The organism is Mycobacterium sp. Soil_C_30 (genome assembly GCF_057656995.1).
Genome location: NZ_JBDGJH010000005.1, coordinates 23,553 through 41,930 on the forward strand (window position 1 = coordinate 23,553; position 18,378 = coordinate 41,930).

14 protein-coding genes are annotated in these 18,378 nt (G+C 56.6%); 2 read left to right on the forward strand and 12 right to left on the reverse strand.

Annotated features, from left to right (window positions below; all coding sequences use genetic code 11):
- Window positions 1–57: 57 nt before the first annotated feature.
- From AC3A6P_RS10760 to AC3A6P_RS10805, 10 genes are all read right to left on the reverse strand, one after another.
- On the reverse strand, window positions 58–1,071 hold the full coding sequence (locus AC3A6P_RS10760) for a nitroreductase family protein (RefSeq protein ID WP_487691483.1): 1,014 nt from the start codon (window positions 1,069–1,071) through the stop codon (window positions 58–60).
- Window positions 1,068–2,270 (reverse strand): polysaccharide pyruvyl transferase family protein, encoded by a 1,203-nt coding sequence (locus AC3A6P_RS10765; RefSeq protein ID WP_487691918.1) that lies wholly within the window; start codon window positions 2,268–2,270, stop codon window positions 1,068–1,070. Before AC3A6P_RS10765 ends, AC3A6P_RS10760 begins: the two co-directional genes overlap by 4 nt.
- 315 nt (window positions 2,271–2,585) lie before the next feature.
- Window positions 2,586–3,725, reverse strand: coding sequence for a polysaccharide pyruvyl transferase family protein (locus tag AC3A6P_RS10770; protein ID WP_487691919.1), 1,140 nt, complete (start codon window positions 3,723–3,725; stop codon window positions 2,586–2,588).
- A gap of 118 nt (window positions 3,726–3,843) precedes the next feature.
- Window positions 3,844–5,127 (reverse strand): O-antigen ligase family protein, encoded by a 1,284-nt coding sequence (locus AC3A6P_RS10775; RefSeq protein WP_487691484.1) that lies wholly within the window; start codon window positions 5,125–5,127, stop codon window positions 3,844–3,846.
- Between the two features lie 516 nt (window positions 5,128–5,643).
- Entirely contained in the window at window positions 5,644–7,026 is a 1,383-nt protein-coding gene (locus tag AC3A6P_RS10780) for a lipopolysaccharide biosynthesis protein (protein WP_487691485.1), read from the reverse strand.
- A gap of 123 nt (window positions 7,027–7,149) precedes the next feature.
- A complete protein-coding gene (locus AC3A6P_RS10785) occupies window positions 7,150–7,944 on the reverse strand; it encodes a WecB/TagA/CpsF family glycosyltransferase (RefSeq protein WP_487691920.1) in 795 nt (264 codons plus the stop codon).
- 239 nt (window positions 7,945–8,183) lie between these two features.
- Window positions 8,184–9,077, reverse strand: coding sequence for a nitroreductase family protein (locus tag AC3A6P_RS10790; RefSeq protein ID WP_487691486.1), 894 nt, complete (start codon window positions 9,075–9,077; stop codon window positions 8,184–8,186).
- Between the two features lie 203 nt (window positions 9,078–9,280).
- Complete coding sequence (locus AC3A6P_RS10795; RefSeq protein ID WP_487691487.1) at window positions 9,281–10,228, reverse strand: glycosyltransferase family 2 protein; 948 nt, start codon at window positions 10,226–10,228, stop codon at window positions 9,281–9,283.
- A 96-nt stretch (window positions 10,229–10,324) separates the two neighbouring features.
- On the reverse strand, window positions 10,325–11,464 hold the full coding sequence (locus tag AC3A6P_RS10800) for an HTTM domain-containing protein (protein WP_487691488.1): 1,140 nt from the start codon (window positions 11,462–11,464) through the stop codon (window positions 10,325–10,327).
- Window positions 11,461–11,868, reverse strand: a complete 408-nt coding sequence (locus AC3A6P_RS10805; protein WP_487691489.1) for a hypothetical protein — start codon at window positions 11,866–11,868, stop codon at window positions 11,461–11,463. Before AC3A6P_RS10805 ends, AC3A6P_RS10800 begins: the two co-directional genes overlap by 4 nt.
- Window positions 11,869–12,910: 1,042 nt before the next feature.
- Here AC3A6P_RS10805 and AC3A6P_RS10810 point away from each other — a divergent pair.
- Both AC3A6P_RS10810 and AC3A6P_RS10815 read left to right on the forward strand, forming a co-directional pair.
- Window positions 12,911–13,261 (forward strand): hypothetical protein, encoded by a 351-nt coding sequence (locus AC3A6P_RS10810; RefSeq protein ID WP_487691490.1) that lies wholly within the window; start codon window positions 12,911–12,913, stop codon window positions 13,259–13,261.
- Window positions 13,262–13,890: 629 nt separating this feature from the next.
- The gene (locus AC3A6P_RS10815; protein WP_487691921.1) at window positions 13,891–14,460 is read left to right on the forward strand and encodes a DUF6798 domain-containing protein; all 570 of its coding nucleotides are present in this window, start codon (window positions 13,891–13,893) and stop codon (window positions 14,458–14,460) included.
- A gap of 424 nt (window positions 14,461–14,884) precedes the next feature.
- Here the strand turns inward: AC3A6P_RS10815 and AC3A6P_RS10820 are convergent, their stop codons facing one another.
- Window positions 14,885–16,366, reverse strand: a complete 1,482-nt coding sequence (locus AC3A6P_RS10820) for a tyrosine-protein kinase domain-containing protein (protein WP_487691491.1) — start codon at window positions 16,364–16,366, stop codon at window positions 14,885–14,887.
- Between the two features lie 168 nt (window positions 16,367–16,534).
- Window positions 16,535–18,205, reverse strand: a complete 1,671-nt coding sequence (locus AC3A6P_RS10825) for a DUF4012 domain-containing protein (protein ID WP_487691492.1) — start codon at window positions 18,203–18,205, stop codon at window positions 16,535–16,537.
- Window positions 18,206–18,378: the final 173 nt, after the last annotated feature.

Sequence of the window (18,378 nt, forward strand, 5' to 3'; positions counted from 1 at the left end):
GCAACTTAGATCGGCCTCGATCACACGCCCCTCGCCGGCGGCCAGTTATCGAAGGGTCTAGTTCGTTGGCGATGGACACCCGCGTCGGCGCACAAAGGTAGCAGCAGGTTTGCGGTCGGAGATCGGCACAACAGTTTCGTCTGGAAAATCGCCAACTGCGATGAACATAGTGATCATTTCGGAATCATCGATCGACAACAACTCCCGTACAGCGCGCTGATCCTTGTAATACATCATCGCGTTGAGTGGAACCGCTGCGAGGCCTTCGTGCTCGAGGCCGTACATCACCGACATCGAGAAAAGGCCCCCATCCACGAAGGCTTCGTTGCGCTCGACCGGACTCAGAAACGTGTTGTTCGAAACAGTGATTGTGAGCAGCACTTCCGGCATCTGCCGTTGCCCGAACCCTCGCTGGTGCTCAAGAACACGCGCCGCAAGCTCTTTATCCTCAACCCAGTAAACGCGCCATCCTTGCCGGTTGCACACCGATGGGGTCTTTTCGGCGGCTTGCAATGCGGCCATCACTTTCGAGGTGTCGATGGGCCGACCAGAGAACTGGCGCACGCTGCTGCGACCATACGCCACCTCGTAGAAGTTCTTCTCATTGTTCTGCAGCTTGTCGGCGCGATGCACAACTTTCGTTCCGGCAACCCCTTTGTCGGCTCGAGCATCGAGAAACTCGGGATCGACGATCTCCTCGAGGAAGCTGACATCGTGGTCGAACTTCGCGTGGAGCTCCTTATAACGCTGAAACACCGAAACGCCCTGCTCGTACGCGAAACCACTGAGATCATGACCGGCAGTCCGGTAAACAACCAGCGCGTCGTTCAAATTCGATAAGGCCTTGCGTCCGAAACCTGGTCGAAAGTCGCCGGTCCGGGCGAGTCCTTTCTCAATCGCATGCACGTTGTACATGACGCGCGATACAACCTGTTCATACCCGGTATCGAAGATCGAGAACGAGGCGGTTCGCGAGAAGCGAGCCACGTCCTTATGTGCGAGGTATCGCAGACGAATCTTCTGCAGGAGCTTCTTGGCGTGCTGCTTCGGCCGAGAGGTATTCGTCTTCACTGCATCTCCTGATTCGAAGAAACGGCGACATTCTCTTTGAGGTAGTTGCGAGTTCTCGCCCGCTCGATAGCAAGCATCTCATCAATCGCAATGTCATCCAATGGCGTTGACAGCACCTCATCAATCATGCCCGCACCATTGAGGCGGCGAGATGAGAGCCCGAACAGATCAAGTAGGAAGCCGAGTTTCTCCTCATTTCCGTAACCACCAGCATTACTAGCACGGACGATGGTTGCGAATGGACGATGGTTGATGATCGAGAAAATCGTGCCGTGGAAGGTATCGGTCACCACACCAATTGCATCACGGAAAAATGCTAGCAATTCGAATGGGCTGCATTCCACGAAAGCGTCGCCACACTCTTGCACTCCACCAAACGTTAAGATCTGCGCACCGATCCGGTCAGCGTAGTCTCGAAGGGCCTTGTTCTCTTCTGCGGTCAATCGCCCGGAATACCCGTAGACTATTAAGTAGGGCTGGGCATATAGCCGCCTCGAAGGCACTCGCGGGTCGCGAACCAGATCGTAGGCAAGAGCGGGATCGACGTGAAGATAAGGATCGCGGTCAATCAGTTCGCGAATGATCTCTTGCGAATTTAGATCACGCACCGACAGGACGTCGAAGTGCATCAGGTCCTTGGCTACGTCGTCAGCGATGCCCGCGGCGCGGATCTTGGCAAGCGACGTGTTTCCGAAGGATGCCGCGTAACTGATGAGTCGCCGTGCCGGCGACTCATGGCCGAACAAATCTCGCGAGTAGCCCACGTTCGAATTGCTCTGAACGCAGTTGAACACCTCGTCACTGCCTATGACTTGACAATCGAGCTCGAGGTCATAATTGGGGCTAGCCGGAATACCAACCATCGGAAAGTAGCGCTTGCCGTAAGCACGCTTGTGGTCGAAAAATCGCAGTCGGTCCTTGACAGGTGCGTTTACGTCGTTGTATTCGCGCAATTTGGCAACAACGCGGCCCAACTTTCCATTTTGCGAATTTGAATCCTTGACAAGCACATCACCCGGTCGATAATCCACGAATGAAACGCGTACCCCGGAGCCCGTTGCCTCGAGGAGCTGTTTGAGACTATAAGCCTGCAAGGTCGAACCATAGTTGTGGATCCGTTGCATCGACATGATCCCGACTGTTTTCACAAAAATCCCCTCGCAGACCGAGACTTGGCGCATACTGCGCTTGGTTATCATTGCCACGTAATCACCCGGGGCCGTGGCGCGCGATACTCCACCCGAGTCGAAGGTTACCGGTGCATAGGATGCACCGCATCACCGAGCGGCAATGGCGTCTGGCACATCGCGACACGAGCCATCACCCGCACCTGCCTGCAAAGGATGAGGCGGCGCCATGTTGCTCACTTTCGATCTCCCCCCTTGTATCAACACCCCCAACGGACTGGGAGCCGCCCCGAGCAGCGCCACGAGTTACCCGGTCGCTGCCGCTCGGCCGTGCTAAGCGACCGCCGGCTCAACTATCGGGGTCGGGTTCGACCATGGCCGACTGGGTCACTTGATACTGGCAGTGGGTTCCAACAAATTATCAAAGAATTCATTCAAAGTACGTGCCACTTCACTTCCGTCGAACGTGATCGGCTTCGTCCGCTCAACGACTCCGACAGCATTTGCAGTACGGACGTCTAAGATCTGATCGGTTAGGCTGATTGACTCAAAAACCCCTGATATCTTCGGGTCGAGGTCAAGATCGAGTAAAGCAACAGGCGTTGCGCCCTCTTTCAGAGCCGGAAGTAAAGCGTGAAGACGGTTTGATATTACGGCGCTACAGCCTCGGTATGTCGCGAATGCGGTGTCAATGCTTTCGTGGCAGTCGAGGAACGACACACGATCCGGCCAAGATGCTTTGGCTTTGTCCGCGAGCTCGCGCATAAACGGCTCGTCGCGAAGAACCTGTGAAACGAAAACGAACTCGGTTGCTTCCGGCGCGGTAGCACATACGCTCATGACGATCTCACTCAAACGTTCGCGGATGCCAAGATATTTGTCTGTTCGGAAGCTGAAGGCAATTCGGTTGCGAGCAACACCAAAGGGCGTAGGAGGTGTCGTAAACAGATTCAGCGTGACATCCGGCATCAGTCCGGTCGCACGCACCCCCAACTCCTGCATGTAGTTGAAGCTGGTCTTATCTCGCGGTACCGAAGCATAGAGAACGCGGGAACGCCATTTCAGGACCCTTGCGTGCCTCGGGCCGATATTCTCGAAAGACACACCCACCTGACAAACGCGGACACCCAAGGCAGCTAGCACCGATAGCCAGCAAATACGGACAATATCGACGAAGAATTGCTTCCAAGTTCGTTCTCCGTGGGGCGCTCCCGCAGTCAAAAAGTAGTAGCAGCGAACACCCTTTACGCGCGCACGAATAATATCGCCCACTAGCCCAGCTGCGCTTCGCCCTCGGTGTGCGACCACCGAAGTATTGCTCGCTATATCCAGTTGCCGAACGAAACTTTCCGGCCAGCGGCCGAGATATAGCTCCGTCGCGACTCTCGATGACACGAGGGTGATTAACTCGCGAAGCACAAGTGCATCACCAGCGTTCTCGGATTGGGCATGCATATTGACAAACGCCCGAGTAGATACCGCTCCCCTCGCGCCGTCTCGAAGCCTACCGATGTTTGAAACTTGCATGGGCACGTAAATCCTTTACTATCCCTTAATCCGCGTCGAGCATCGAACGTGACAATGTATCTTCAAAAGCTTATCAAGTGCCCGCAGTATTCGCCGAATCAAGTGCCGTTTACCGATCTCAATTTGAGCGAAGTGATGACGCAGGGCCGATTGAAGATTGTGGACTTAACTCACCGGCGCTCGATAGAACTTTATGACTTTCTATCGACAGGAATAACATCATGAGACAAAAAACCGTAGTGAGGAAGCCCGCGTACATTCCCCCGCCTGTAAGGCTGCCGAATACGCAGAACAAAACCAAGAAAAGACTGTAAGAATAGCGGTTCGAGCGGACCGAATAGCGCCAAGCCGCTATCACCTGGGTGATCACTAGCACTACCAGAATCGCTAATCCAACGAGTCCGATTTCGAAATAGGCCTGGATAAAGGAATTGTTGGCGTGACTCGGACGGAAGTTTCCGAAAAGATAATCGAAGACTGGAAGCTGAAATGTTCCAAATCCGAACCCCCAGAAATCGGAGCCGCCTTCAACCGCAGCGAGAGTTCTTTCCCAGACGTCAGTGCGGCCAGTCAACGTCAGATCGAAATTTTGGGATTCGAGGTAGGTCATCACCCTTCCATAGGAAAGCGCAATCCCAATAGACCCTACTGCCAACAGTGAGGCGCCTAGCCATCGTCGCGACGTCGCGCGGGAGAGAAGCCACGTCAAAAACAAAGATATTACGCCCGCTGCCACATACAGCCGGGTGCGCGAGAGATAGACAACAACAATCAGCACGATTAGAGCTGCGAACGCGAGGAACTTTGATTTACCGACGACCGAGCCGGCTTCTTTATTAAGGTACGCGATGACTACGAGCCCCAGCGCGACTGTGAGAAAGGCACCAAGAAACAGCTGATGTGCAAATACACCCCGCAGCTCAGGGGCGCCGCTTGATGAGACCGGTTGATACGCTAAACCCTTGTCGAGCTGCGACATAATCACCGATAACAACGCCGTCGCCACTGCGATCAACAGGACGAGACGGCAGACCCACACCTCTCGGAGGTCGCACAACAAGAACGTCGCGAGCCAAGGCACGATCATCGGGAGCGCCTGCTCTAGCGTCGCCTGCGACGAGACACTCCATAACGCCGAGAGCAATGCGAAGCCGAGATAGAACAGGTACATCCAGTCGTGAGAGAGCAGTCTGGTCCTACTGCTCGTGAAATTTGCAATAACCAAACCGATCATTACAAGAATGAGAAGGCCGTTCGCAGCAATTCCCTGGAAAAAATGCAGGCTGAGCCCCACTGCGGCCAGAACGTAGGCAGTTGCAAGCCTATAAGAGCCTGCCGGCTGACTTTGTGACTCTAACGCAGAAGCCAGATGGCCGGATTTGTTGGCCTTATCAACGCGCATAAATCACTTACCTACTCGCCAACTCAAAACCTAAACGGCTAGTGCCCATGCGGACTGGCCCGCTACTTTGCGATGGGAAAACCCCCCGGTCGCCGTCCAAGCCACAACACCCCCAGTTGACCGGCACCCCGCCTTCGTCAATCAGCCTAGCTTGCCCACCCAGGCAACGCATGTTCGTCCAAGGGTGGGGTCGCTCGGCATGAAGTCTCAGGAGATACGTCTGCGTTTCGTTACCAGCGTGGCCAGGCGAAACCCCGCCCTCCCTCCTAGGGCTTCGGCAGCCGTCGGAGAGCGTTCCACGGCAGCACAAGGCCCGGACTCTACCGGTGTAACTTGACGGCAGCGATCCCACGCAGCATCGCGAACTGAGGCCTAGAACCACGAAGCGCACCGGCAAGCAATTTTGCCGCTTCATGCCGCGCCTCCGGGCATCCCGTCTAATCCGCAGACCACGACGCTCGCTGCCGCTTTCAAGCACATGACTTGCGGGCGCGAGGTCCGCACACCGCTTCGCCATCATGGCCGCATGCGTCGCATTCTGGAAGCTGCGTACCGCCAGAGGCGACGCGCATCATCTCCGCGAGGCACTAAGAGATCACGCACGGAAATTTCATAACGTCGTCGACAGCTGATGATGTAGCCGATGAACAAGACATACCGCCCAAGCACCAACGCGATCGCGCCGCCGTTCACTCCCATATCGGGCACTAGCGCGAAAGCCATGGCCAGAGTAGTTGCCAAACTGGCGACAATTACCGGAGTGCCGAATCGCGCGTTGCCGCTACCGGAAAGCGTTTGATAGATGATCTTGCTGGCCGCGGTAGGGGCCATGCAGAGGGCCATGATCTGCAGAGCAGGGCCTGCTGCCGGATAGTCGCCACCTGCAATCGCCTCCACAAGCCGTGGCGCTGCTAAGACGACGGGGACAGCGAGGAGCATGAATAGCCAAAACATCCATGTCGCTATTCTCGCGTTTCGACCTAGGACGGTAACACCGTTCTCCTGCCGAGCTGCGTTGGAGAACAAGACAACACCCACAACGGTTGCCGCTTCCAATATCATCTCGTTCAAGCGGATGGCCGCAAAGAACTCTCCTGCCGGAGCCGCACCGAGATAGAACCCAATGACAAACATTGATAGCCGAGCGCTGATCGTGGTGAGGACTAGATTTACGGCGTAGATCAACCCGTAGCGGAAGGAACGTCCCAGCTGACGGAACCCGACGGCGAGGCGTCCCGTCCCCCTCAACGCAAGCCACACAACGACCGGCGAAGCAATTAAGAAGCTAAAGCTGTACGCCCACAGAGCGTTCCGCAACGTGACCGCGGAGATCAACGCCAAACCCGTGGTAATCCCCGTTAGCGCGAGACCGGGCATCGTCTCACTCAGAGTAAAGAGCCTGATTTCCCCACGCCCGAGGAAGACACCCTGCATCAAAATGATCAGAAGCGACCCCGCTACGGAGACGAAGATTATCCCGCCGGATTGCAAGGTCGACAAGGACGGTAGGTCTCGCCCATAAAGTAGCCACACGCTGGCCGCGGTCAAGGATGTTAACGGTAACCAGAGCGCAAGTGCGGTTCCCGCCGCCTCCCCTGCACTTCGGTGGTTTTGCCCGATCTCGTATCCAAAAGATGCGCGCAGGCCCAAACTGCCGATTAACGCGGCTACCGAAATCGCTGTGGTCAAAATCCCATACCAGCCGAAGTCAGCCGGCGTTAGAAGGCGTGCGAGTATTAGAAAAGTAAAAAACTGCGCGATCTTTATAACTCCGCGACCGAACAGTGCAGTGAGAACCTGCCTCAGAATTTCGTTCAGGGGAGTCCCGCTTTCGATCGTCTGTTCAGCGTCCCGAGCCTCATTAATTCGACCGTATCGAGAAGCCCGGCTGACCGGCATGATTGACGCGGATTCTGGAGAAAAGACCTTGGCACGTCGTCATGATCAAGGTTGACGACCGGGGTTGGAGTGGCGATTCGTGCGAGCGGTCCGCGCGACATTTATTGGCTGCGAAACCACTGGTCACGGGGTTAAATACCGTTGGCCGAGTCTGCGAAACGCGCGGCAGAGAAGGAGATTGGGTTCAATTAGATACCGATAAGCGAGGCGGCGCGGTTCGTTCACAAGGCGCCAAGCCCACTCAATCCCAAAGCGACCAATCCACCTAGGCGCCAGACGTGTTGTCCCCGCCACGTAATCGATTGCGCCGCCGACCGTAGCGTACGTTGCGTCCGGAAGGGCGTTCAAATGCCGAAGTAGAAAATGCTCCTGCCGCGGCATTCCAAGACCTACGATAACGAGGTCGGGCTGGAACTCTCCGATAAGGGACACCGCGAGCTTCTCATCGACATAACCGTCGACGCCCGAGATTTTCCAGTCCGGCAACAGCGCTCTGAGGTTCTCAATCGCATTCTTATTCGACTCATTCGTCGCGCCGAAGACGAACAGGCGACGTGCCCCAACGACACGGGGAAGCGCCGCAATCCAGTCAGTCGATGAGATCCTCAAGGCGGGCGACATCCGTGCTCTCGAGAAGATGGCAGAAAGCCACAGTATTGGGGTGCCGTCAACAACGACCCAGTCAGCGAGCTTGTACAACGCCCGAAACTTCTCATCAGTGTCATGCAAATACGCGCTGTGCAGATTGTGATTGAGAAGGAGCTCTTTACCGACAGTTGGGGCACTGCCGGCCAATTCAGCGGCGTCGATTGCAGTTAGGGGCGTGACGGATATACCAAGCGGACCTATGCGAACCCATTTTTTATCCCCGCGCGGGCTCGCGTATCTCTCCGCTGATTCGGCACCTTCATCCACCATGATCACTCACAATGTCACATCTCCCCACATATGAGATCGGATTTCATGCTCTATTTCTATTCTGCGTCAATCTCGAATGAGACAGTCGACTCAGTAGTTGACCGTTGACCAATCACTGGCATTAGACGCATCGTTTGCATGTGGAACATCGAACCGCACAGAATCCGAGTGGCGTATTGAGGCCTTAGGCGCGGTGGCCATCCTTCTTGCAACCAAAATTGCCAGCGGGCCGACCCGTGTCAGTCTCGCTCATCGACCAAAATGGCGCCGAGTTCACGTCTCAGCGAGCGTGCCGCGCGGTGCCCGTTCGCTCCGTTGCCGATCGCCACCATCATGATGGGAACCTCACTCGCTGGCAAGCCAGCATCCGTGCGTAGTGCATCAGCAGTGGCGTTGGTAATGCTCAGGTTCAACATGCAAGAATTCAGACCTAATCCATGTAGCGCCCAAACCAGACTCGAAGCAAAGATCCCTCCGTCGATCCATGCCTGATTCCTCTCTCTGCGGCCGACGAAAAAGCCCAATTCCACAGAAATGAGTGCGAGTAGCGGGATCCCCTCGGCAAAACCCCTGCTGCCACTCTGATGCCGAATTACGGGCGCAATCTTGTCGCCGGAATAAAGCCGGATTCTCCAGGGCTGGCGGTTGCAGACGGATGGCGAGAACGCGGCAAGCTCAATAGCTCGATGTACGGTATGCCGATCCACGGATTCCGAGCTGAAATGCCGGACACTACGCCGCGTTGTGAAGAACGCGTCGGTCACCTCGCGCTCCTGCCCCCTCCATATCGGCGCAACCGGTGATACTTCATCATCGATGGCGCCGGACTCGTTCCATGCCAAGAGTGCGTCGCGGGCTGCAACGGAAACGCCGACATACGGAGCGCCGCTTGCGGATTCGCTGGCGATTGGAATCAAGCTGTTTAGGCGATCAAGAAGGGCGCCTTGCCCGAAAGGTCGCTTCGGGTCTGGCAATGCAAGACCCTTCTCCACTCGGTGATAATCGCGGGTTAATTGCGACTCTAACCCCACCCCGGAAAGATCCGGAGACGCAGTTTCGGTCGGACTAGAGAACTTTGCAAACCGACGGCTATCGGTGGAAAATTCCCGTCGAATTAACTCGCGCTGAACCATACGTTTACCTGCTAGGGCGGTCAGCTGAGGCCCAAGCCCTCTAGGCAGTAGATTCTTCAATCTCTTTTGCAATGACAAAGTAAAGTCCCCTTATTACGCGCAGCGTACCTACCCCCGCGCCGCCATGCTTGTTGCGGCACGAGCCTAACGCGCTCCGTGAGCACTCGCCACTGCCGGCGGTGCCTAACGAAGCATGACCCCCACTACTCGGCCTGCAGCCTTCGACCGCGAAGACGCACGACACTGTTCGCAATCGCTTGATACAACCGATACGGTACGACAACCTGAGCCCCAACGATGACCGCATGACGCCACGGAAATGCGCGGTGCGTAACCGCCTGCAGATATAGCCGGATAGCGTGCGCACGATTCGACGTGGAGGCTACGCGCGCGCACGGCCACCCGCGACCCGCCCAGTATGCCCGATCAGAAATCTCCCCTTGTGCGCGCATCTTTTCGAAGTAGTCAAGAACGGGCGTGTAGCTCGGACTCCTTGAGACGCGGGCGTACCCAACCTTATCTTCAAGTACGACCAAAGGTTCGGCGATGAACTCAAATGACGCCCCAGAATTCGCGGCGCGAATCGCGAAGTCACTATCCTGAAACCAAGGAAGTGTTTCATCAAAACGTACTTTAAGAGCAAGAGACGTCGAAACGACGATTGTAGAGGTACGAATGGTACCGGGAGTGCAGAGTATGTACTCGTCTACACGCTCTAAAGCCCCCGCGCCCTTCGACGGCCGGATCCACTTCTTCTCCAGGCCCCGTTCCACAATCATCTGGGAATAAAGAAGAATATCGTCTTCGTGTTTGGCGAGAACATCAACGCAGCGCTCAAGCTTGTTCGGAACAAAAAGATCATCGGAATCGAGCAAAGCCACGTAGCGGCCACGTGCATGCTCGAAACCGCGGTTGCGTGCGCTACTAGCACCACCGTTTTCTTGGCGCACGTACCGGAAGCGTTCGTCGTCAAAAGACGAGACCAGGGCAGCGAGTTGGTCCCCATCGCTTGAGCCGTCGTCTATGACAAGACACTCAAAGTCACGATAAGTCTGCGCCTGCACGGACTCGAGGGTTGGACGAATTGTCGCGGATCGGTTGTAGGTGGGTATTATCACAGAAAAGAAAGGAGCGCCACGATTCGTGCTCATGGTGTATGACTCTTCTGCCTTTCAGAGTAGTGGGAAAACTAATTGGCGTCGCCCGCCGCTCAAGCGCGTGGCGAAGTTTCTACGCACGTTCGCACACTAATGTTCGCGGTTTCCGCCTAACGCCAGGCCACTTGCTTGAGGTGCCTTCTGGTTTCGCAGACCAGGGTCTAAGACTTGTTTCACCAAGTATCCAAAGGCGATGATCGCACCTACAAACAATAATACCGGATTCAGGATGTTCGCTATCAAATCCGAATTGGCGGTCAAGAACCAGATACCACCACTTGCGGCCGAGGCTAAAATCAAAATGGCCGGGATCGCCATGAACTGCGGCACATTCTTCAACGGTTCCAGCCGACTCCTCGTCGCATGACCACCCCACTGCGGACGTACAGCTGCGACAAGGGCGCTGTAGGAGATGAATGCCGCGTAGGGAATCAAGTTCTGTGAGAAAGTGATGTTCATGAGGAGGAAGACACCAAGGTGGAAGAAGGTAATCAGGGCTAGAGAAATCCGGAATGCGCGCCACCATGGGACTGCCGCGAGTATCGCAAATTCAAGTACTACTGTAGCCCAATCCAGAAGCTCCCAGACAGGTCGAACATTAAAGCTATACGCCCAGCTCGCCAACCACGATGTCCGCTCCTGCACCAAATAATATTCGAAGAAGTAGCCCCTAACCGCTTGACTTGAGGGGTTCAACCATCCCGTACCGAGTTTCATCGCAGCCGCGACAAAAAAGCTCAAACCTATAGCGAACGCCAAATAGCGCATTGGCCATTGAGGGGTCGTTCTCGGTTTATCGCGCCGGGCCAGTATCGAATCGACCGACAATCGGTCGCCCCAATTAGCGAAGCACAACACCAGTGGGGTTATCACCAGAAGGATTGTGTGGTCAATTTTGCCCAACGTGTACGTCAGGCCATAGGTACCGAGTAGCAGAAGAACCGTAGCGATTGAAGAGAACTTGGTCCACAACCCGATGCCAAGCAAGACGAGAGCCATCGTGCGCAATAGCTCTAAGCCGACTAGGACCCAGAGATCTGGATAGCCGGACAGGAGTTGGAAGGGCCCAGGCGGCGCAGAGTACATCGCATTCGGATAGCTATCCAGCCATTGGATACTAGGCGCCACGCATAAGGTGGTCAACGCATATACGATCCGGTAGATCCCGAGGTCGATTGGCTTAAACGGCCCTACCTGAACCCAGGCATCGAACGTCCTCGTGAGCGTCATGGCGTACGCTCGAAGTCAACGTGGAACACGTTACGCGTCTCGAAAGTGGGTCCCGATTCAGTACTGCCATTGATATTGAACTCCGCCTCCCGCCAGACGATGTCGACTCCGACGACGTGTTCGCTGGGAAAAATCTCTCCGAGTCGTTGCGCCATCCAATTCACAGTTTCGGGCTTTTGAGTAAACGCGTCGTCATAGAATTCCTCGCGAAAGACCGATGAGGCGAGAACCCCGGTATCGGCAGGCAAGAGTTGTCGGTAATCGATAGGGACGCGGTTTCCATCAGCCAGCAGTGCGAATACCGTGGGTTCGTTCCAATCGATCACTCCTGCATCGGTCGGTGTGCCCGCGAATCCTGGCATAGTTAGCGCGGGATAGGGTTGCGTTCGGGTTGTATAGATCATGGCCAGCTGAATAACGAATAGTATTAGCGTGCCCGCAAAGAGCAATCTAACGAGGACTGTTCTAGCCGTAGGCGTTGTATCCACGCTTTCAATCTTTGATTTCGCAGTCAACACCATGCACGCGCTTCGGCACCGAGAAAAAAGCTGCGTGATCTGCATCGCCGAGTAATTGCTCAGCGCGGGATTCACCTGCGCGGCATGTCAGATTAAATTTGTCCAAGCTGCCCACCGTGGCGGTCCCCTCCCCGATTCTGCGGCCGTTAGGCTCAGTAGCGCCACTGTACAACACGAATGGTGGGTTCGCGCGGTGCCCAAATCGTAGTTGGATCCGTAATGCGGAGGACTTTGCTGTCTCGTTGTGAACGCGTGCCAATGTCCCCCCGCGCCGATTACGAGGCCCTGGCACCAAGTGGAACCGGGTGATTAACGACGGTGTGTGAAATGGCACAGCGGCGGGTCTGACTGAAACCAAGCCGAGCTCTCTCGCCTGAACAGCTTTCCTGCCAATCCGTTGCTGAACTGCACGCTGGCGAAGAACGGTATTAGACAAGCCCCTTCGTGTGTCTACATCACCGTGAGCGGCGCCACGAGCGCTCCAAACTGGCTAGGGCTTAGGATCTGGGCCGGACAGCATCGGTGCTACTCGGTCGCAGAGCCACCGCCCTGGCCATGGCGGTGCACTGGCGCTGCCGGCCGGCCAGCTGCGTGCGTCAGACGTGAAAGTGCAGGAGTTCATATCGAGTCCATGCTTGCGAATCCGCGGCACAAGACGCGCGTAAGCCACTTATACGTTTCAGCGCAGTGTCGCTGTTACCGCTCGCCGAGCGAGCCTCTGCCTGAAGTGGGGAACGCATCGGTATCGAGCCACTCAATCGCCCTCGTCCGCCGCCGTCAAAGCGCATCTTAGAAAGCCCGCCGGTACTGCCGCAAGGGAAAATGGTATGCGCCTTCAACCTACGGCTGGCTTTCATGCGGCCCTGCGCAGAGGCAGCGAGCCATCTGCTCCAAGCCCCGTGACAGACAAAGCGGATATGATCCGGCGATGAGTGGGCCATCAAGAAAGCGCCGGGCGGTGCAAAGGGCCTTTTTGGCGGCACCAGCGACCGCCGCCGCCCTGGCTGCCGCATTTGCGTACGGCTGCGATGGCTTCTATTCGAATAGCCAGAATACCTACTTGCTACACGCGATTGGTACGGCCTACCCATCCCTGAGGCGGGATTGGCTCCTCAGTACCACTGATGCTTTTCCTATTTTCAGTGCGTTGGTTCGATTGGTTTTCGACATCGGCGGACAACGAGGGCTGGTTGCGCTCACTGTTTTCTTGGCTTTTATTGGGTTTCTCGCCGTCGCCGCTTGGTCTTGGCTCTTATTGCGCCAGCATTTAGATGTTTAGCGCCTCAGCTGGATTGTGGCGCTGGTTGTAGCGACGGTCGCAGTCGTCGGGCGGCAACTGCACCAAATCCCGATCTCGGACTTTAAGAGAGTGACGGTTTTCACCGGCTTCGCGGGCCAGAATCTCCTCCATACCCCCGGCCAATTACTTCCCAGCATGGGCGGCGTTTTCTTCCTCGCTGCACTTGCTTTCTTCTTTTGGTCGAGGACGTTCGACTGCTTGCGCTGGCCGCGGCTCGCGGCACTGGGCTCAGCCCTCTTGGCGTGCGTCCTCCATGCTGCCTATCTCATCCCATTGTCCATCGCGGTAATCGGCATGCTTTTAGCGGACGCCGCGTGTGGCCACGGATTGCGGCTTCTGAGGATGGCAGCGCTGACAATTGTTAGCGCTGGAGTGGGCGTAGCACTTACTAGCCCAGCCGCACGGGGGCTCGGCCGCGGTACATCCGCTACCCGAGACTTCCTTGCGTTTGAGCGGATACCTCACCACACCCTGATCACCCATTGGTCCTTCAATCAGACTTTAATCGCGACGTGCACGATTATTGCCGCAGCAATTATTTCTAGATTTACACTCCGCTCGTGGTGGTTATGTATTTTCCTCCTATTCAGCCTCTTTGTAGCACTGGCATGCGCTGCCTACGTGGTAGCAGACCACAGCTCCCGCTTAGGTCTCACGTTCCCCTGGCGGGTCTCCGTCGTCCTAGTGCCGATTGCTTCCACGGTCTCGTCTCATTCTTCTGGTTGTTAGTATTTCGAACCGTGCGGGCTGGTCAACCAATAATTAGAGTCATTTCTGTTATTGGCATAGCCGGAGTAATCGTTGAGGGGTTACCCGGGCCGCTCACAGCTGTTGACCGGCAACCCTCGCCGCTTATACAGGAGCTAAGAACTAGCCCGCTTCACGGAGTCGGCCTTGTTCCAGTAAGCGCCCAAGATATCCGGCTGAATGCCCGAGTACCGATCTTCGTTGATTGGAAGTCACACCCATTCGAAAATGGTGAGCTGACCGAGTGGATCCGCCGCGTTCAGGCGGCGCGGGCTGTGGAGGAATCTCCTCACCTAGTATGTGATCTGTTAGATCGCGAAGGACTCGACTGGGCCGTGCTAGAGGGCTTCCAACTACCGGGATGCCTCGAGGGATGGTCTACCGATCGAATAGACCACTACACTCTGATTATTCGACAACCCGCTTACTAGGCCCTTGGTAAGAACCGTCCACCCAGACATGTGCGCGAAGGCCCAGACGCGCATTCCCATACGACCACGCCTTGCGTGAACGTTTCCCAGACGTTCTTGGCGTGTCTCCGGTACTGAGACACCCAATTGCGGAGAGTCTGGTTGGTGCACAGTGGCGGACGCGAATCTGCCTCAGGAGCGAGGGTGTCCGCCACCGATCGGTAACGTCGCGTGCGCATGCAGCACGCCGAATCAGTCACTGTCCCGATACGGCACTCCGCTGAACTCAATCGACGGCACGGCGCACTAGCGGCGATTTGTATTCCAACCGTCGTACAACCGGCGCCCATCCGCCCTCAACAAGCCGGCATCCAGGCATTACCACCAAACTGCCGATTACTTCCGACGCATCGGCAGCTGCTCTTTACCGGGCGGCGACTGGTTACTAGGCGCCTTCTGTGGTTTGGGGTTTAGTAGACAGTTCCGCGTCGGGCGCCGCAGACGCAGCTTCTTTCGAGCGTACCGGCGCCGGTGTTGAAGCTTCGTCGTTCACTTCTCGAGGGACCGGCCGCCGCGCGTTGTCCTCGCCGTAGTAGCTGTACCCATACGACGCGCCCCCACGGGTCGGCGTCATAGTAAATACAGCACCCAAAATTGAGGCACCAACACTCTCGAGAGTTCCAACTGCATGGGAAAGTTGCTCACGCTTAGTCTGCCCATAACGTGCCATGATCAGCACCCCGTCTGCGCCTGCCGCCATGATCGCGGCATCTGTAACCGCAAGCAGCGGCGTTGAATCCACTATCACGTAGTCGAACTGCGCACGGAGTTCGCTAAGCAGCTTTTTAGCCGTGAGTGAGCCCAGCAACTCACTTGGGTTCGGCGGAATGGTTCCTGAGGTAAGAACAGTGAGTCCGGAGAACCGAGTTTTTTGCAGCGCGTCGTCTAGCGAGGCACCACCGCTCAAGACGGTGCTGAAGCCCACAGGCTGAACAAGGTCGAGATATTTGTGCAGTGTTGGTCGCCGCATGTCGCCGTCTATCAGCACCACATTATTTTCAGCTTCTGCCAATGCCAGAGCTATGTTGATTGCCGAGGTCGACTTTCCCTCGGATGGGGTCGAACTGGTTACCACGATGACCCGGGGGGGATTGTCGACCGCTAGAAACTGCAGGTTGGTTCGAAGCTTGCGAAAAGCTTCAGCGATTGCCGAGTTGTCGAAATCAAAGGAAATCGCAGCGTGCTTCCGACGCTCTTTGTCGAGCGGGATGCTACCGACGAGCCCCACACCCGTGATTTGTTCCACCGTCTCCCGGTTCTTCACCGTGTTATCAAGCATGTCCCGCAGCACCGCGAGCCCAACGCCCAGCGCCAGCCCAAGCGCGAGTCCTGTGGCGAGATTGCGAGTTGTATTCGGCACGACCGGCTTGCCTGGGATAGAAGCAGTCTGCTCGACGACAACGCGCGCGTCGGGAACCAAGCCGCCTTCAGGAGTCTCCAGCTCACGGACCATCACGACAAACTCGTCGGACAGGGCATTGGCGATGTCACGTGCTCGGACGGGCGACGGATCGAGAACCGCCACGTCGATAAGGACAGTGTCGGCCTTAGCGCTCGCCTTGACGTTGGCCTGAAGCGCTCCTGCACTCATCTCTAAGCCGAGCTTGTCGATAGTCCGCTGAGCCAAGGTCTCCCCCATGAGCAACTCTGTGTAGGAGAGCACCCGCTCCTGCGACAGCCGGTTGCCTTGATAGAGCTCCGCGACCGACGCACCCGCGGCGGTAGAAACGAATAGTCTTGTAGAAGCCTGGTACAGCGGAGTTGTTAGCAAAGTGATTGCCACAGCGCCGAGGACTGCCACTAAGACGGTGACGCACAACGTAATCCACCGCGACCGCAGCGATTTTGCAAAATCCTGCAGAGTCAACGTAACCCCTCCCCTGCTGTTTGACTTACCCCCCGGCGCTCCGTCTGGCGACGTTGCGATCTGCGGAAGTATACCGACATCCCATCACCGCAGCTTTCCTGCGAAAGCCACACCAGCAAACACTGCGCTATGCGGTGATTCTGTTTACTTGTGCTTATGCCCTTGCCCTCATCCCTGGCACTCGGGAACGGACACCACGGGCGCGACGTCATCGACTAACGGTTGGATTGGGACCCGCGCCGCACCAGCCACCGTCGGCTCTGTCAATCGAAACGTCAGTTCTCCTGATTTCCCAGGCGGAATCGCTACCTGTACTTCGAAACTGGGGTGGTTCCGCTCGGTGGATCTGAAAACTTGCACTTGCTGACCGTTAGATAGCGCACTGACCAGTTTCGCGTCTTTAGTGACGAGCAGACGAACTGAGGTCAGCATTGTGCCCCTCGGAACGTTGAGCTGAACACCGGGTAGAAAGCCCTCCTTACCCGAGACATAGTCGGGTAGCGGGACGTCTTGCACAGTATTCTTGAGCCGGATGGTAACCGTCGAATTCCTGGTATCGCCATCGCAACCGTCGGCTACGTACTCGATATCTCTCGTGAGGTAGTAATCAAGCTTGTTTCCACCGAGGTTGTTAACCACGACCTCCGCGTAGGGAGCCGGATCATCGGGAATCACGTTTGCAAGAGGCGTTTGTTCGAGCAGCGCCTGGTCGGTCGGCGAGGAACTCCACACCGCGATTCGCCGTTCGCTCACCGCTTTGCCTAGAGCGTCGAGAAGTCCGCGGGGAGATTCGAGCCGTCCGGTGACCTTCTTGACAACTTCGGTAGCGATGTTCTGCAGGTACTCTTTCCGCGCTAGCTGATCGTCAGGAAAGCGGACATAGGCGGTCGACTCGGTCAGCTCTACGACGTTGTCTTTCGTGACCTTTTCTCCGTCCGGCGTGGTCACCGGGCCGACAGCGCCAAGGATGTAACTGAGAGCCACGGGATCTATCGCAATGACGCCGTCAACATTGACACCCGTCTGTTGTGCCCACATGGACTTCCAAATTTGCGCCGCGTAGGGAAAATGGGAGCTTTGGTTGCTATTGCGGTAGTCAGTGGTCGGATTAGTGAACCCGTAATTCGCCGCATACTCGGGGCCGAGGTCCAAGGGTTTGAATTGCTTGTCGAGCTCGATGTTCGGCCCCAACGTGTCGACCATCGGCTCGCCATTTTCGAATCGAAGGATGCCGAACCCGCCCAACAATCCACCGGTGCCGCGAGCTTCGGCGTTTGTTTGAAAACCCATGAAATAGGTGCGTGGGCCGTCGGCTCCCATCAACGACGGCGCCAGCCGCGCAGCAAGCGTCGTGTTGTCAAGCAATTGAGCGATATCAGAAGTCTGTCGCTGTAATTCCAGCCGAGCGTTACCGAGCACGGAGATATAGCCAGGGTCGGTAATCGCCTGGGCTTCCGCATTCAGACGGCTCGCACTCTGCGACAGCGTGCTCAACTTAGGTTCTTGGTTGCGCAGCGCCCGGACGTCGAGCCGGCCGTCAGCGAGCAACTGATCGGGGGAGAGTACGGCTCCAGCCTCAGCCGAAGGCTTCAGCACGTCCGCTGCCAGGCCTGCGACTACATTCGAGATCTGCTGACCTGTCTCGAATGGGCTGCCAAGCCAGGGCACTGCGGCCGCGATGTTCCATGGGAGTGAATGCGTCGCGTCGCGCGCGGCCTGCGCGTGGGACTGGGCGTCGCCCGCGAATCGCGAGGCGCTATCGGCGTCCCCTTGTAGCAGAGCGTCTTTCGCCTGTTGTGCGTTGCTGCGTGCCTGCTCCAGGCTTGTTTTGGCGTCCATAGCGCGAAGGCCTAACCAGCATCCGAATGCAACGACGACTACCAGGAGTATCAGGCCTGACCACACGATGCGGCGAGGGCTCAGGAACCCTGGTGCCCAACGTGATTGGCGGGTTTCGTCGTCTGCCAGCAGATCAGATTTATCGCCGCCGTCCAACTCTTCGCGGGACGGAC

Bases quoted from the DNA above. Each gene is read 5' to 3' on its own strand.
- AC3A6P_RS10775 (WP_487691484.1), bottom strand. From the start codon at position 5,127: ATGCGCGTTGATAAGGCCAACAAATCCGGCCATCTGGCTTCTGCGTTA.
- AC3A6P_RS10795 (WP_487691487.1), bottom strand. From the start codon at position 10,228: ATGAGCACGAATCGTGGCGCTCCTTTCTTTTCTGTGATAATACCCACC.
- AC3A6P_RS10765 (WP_487691918.1), bottom strand. From the start codon at position 2,270: ATGATAACCAAGCGCAGTATGCGCCAAGTCTCGGTCTGCGAGGGGATT.
- AC3A6P_RS10785 (WP_487691920.1), bottom strand. From the start codon at position 7,944: ATGGTGGATGAAGGTGCCGAATCAGCGGAGAGATACGCGAGCCCGCGC.
- AC3A6P_RS10800 (WP_487691488.1), bottom strand. From the start codon at position 11,464: ATGACGCTCACGAGGACGTTCGATGCCTGGGTTCAGGTAGGGCCGTTT.
- AC3A6P_RS10790 (WP_487691486.1), bottom strand. From the start codon at position 9,077: ATGGTTCAGCGCGAGTTAATTCGACGGGAATTTTCCACCGATAGCCGT.
- AC3A6P_RS10815 (WP_487691921.1), top strand. From the start codon at position 13,891: ATGCGCTGCCTACGTGGTAGCAGACCACAGCTCCCGCTTAGGTCTCAC.
- AC3A6P_RS10780 (WP_487691485.1), bottom strand. From the start codon at position 7,026: ATGCCGGTCAGCCGGGCTTCTCGATACGGTCGAATTAATGAGGCTCGG.
- AC3A6P_RS10825 (WP_487691492.1), bottom strand. From the start codon at position 18,205: ATGGACGCCAAAACAAGCCTGGAGCAGGCACGCAGCAACGCACAACAG.
- AC3A6P_RS10805 (WP_487691489.1), bottom strand. From the start codon at position 11,868: ATGATCTATACAACCCGAACGCAACCCTATCCCGCGCTAACTATGCCA.
- AC3A6P_RS10770 (WP_487691919.1), bottom strand. From the start codon at position 3,725: ATGCAAGTTTCAAACATCGGTAGGCTTCGAGACGGCGCGAGGGGAGCG.
- AC3A6P_RS10810 (WP_487691490.1), top strand. From the start codon at position 12,911: ATGAGTGGGCCATCAAGAAAGCGCCGGGCGGTGCAAAGGGCCTTTTTG.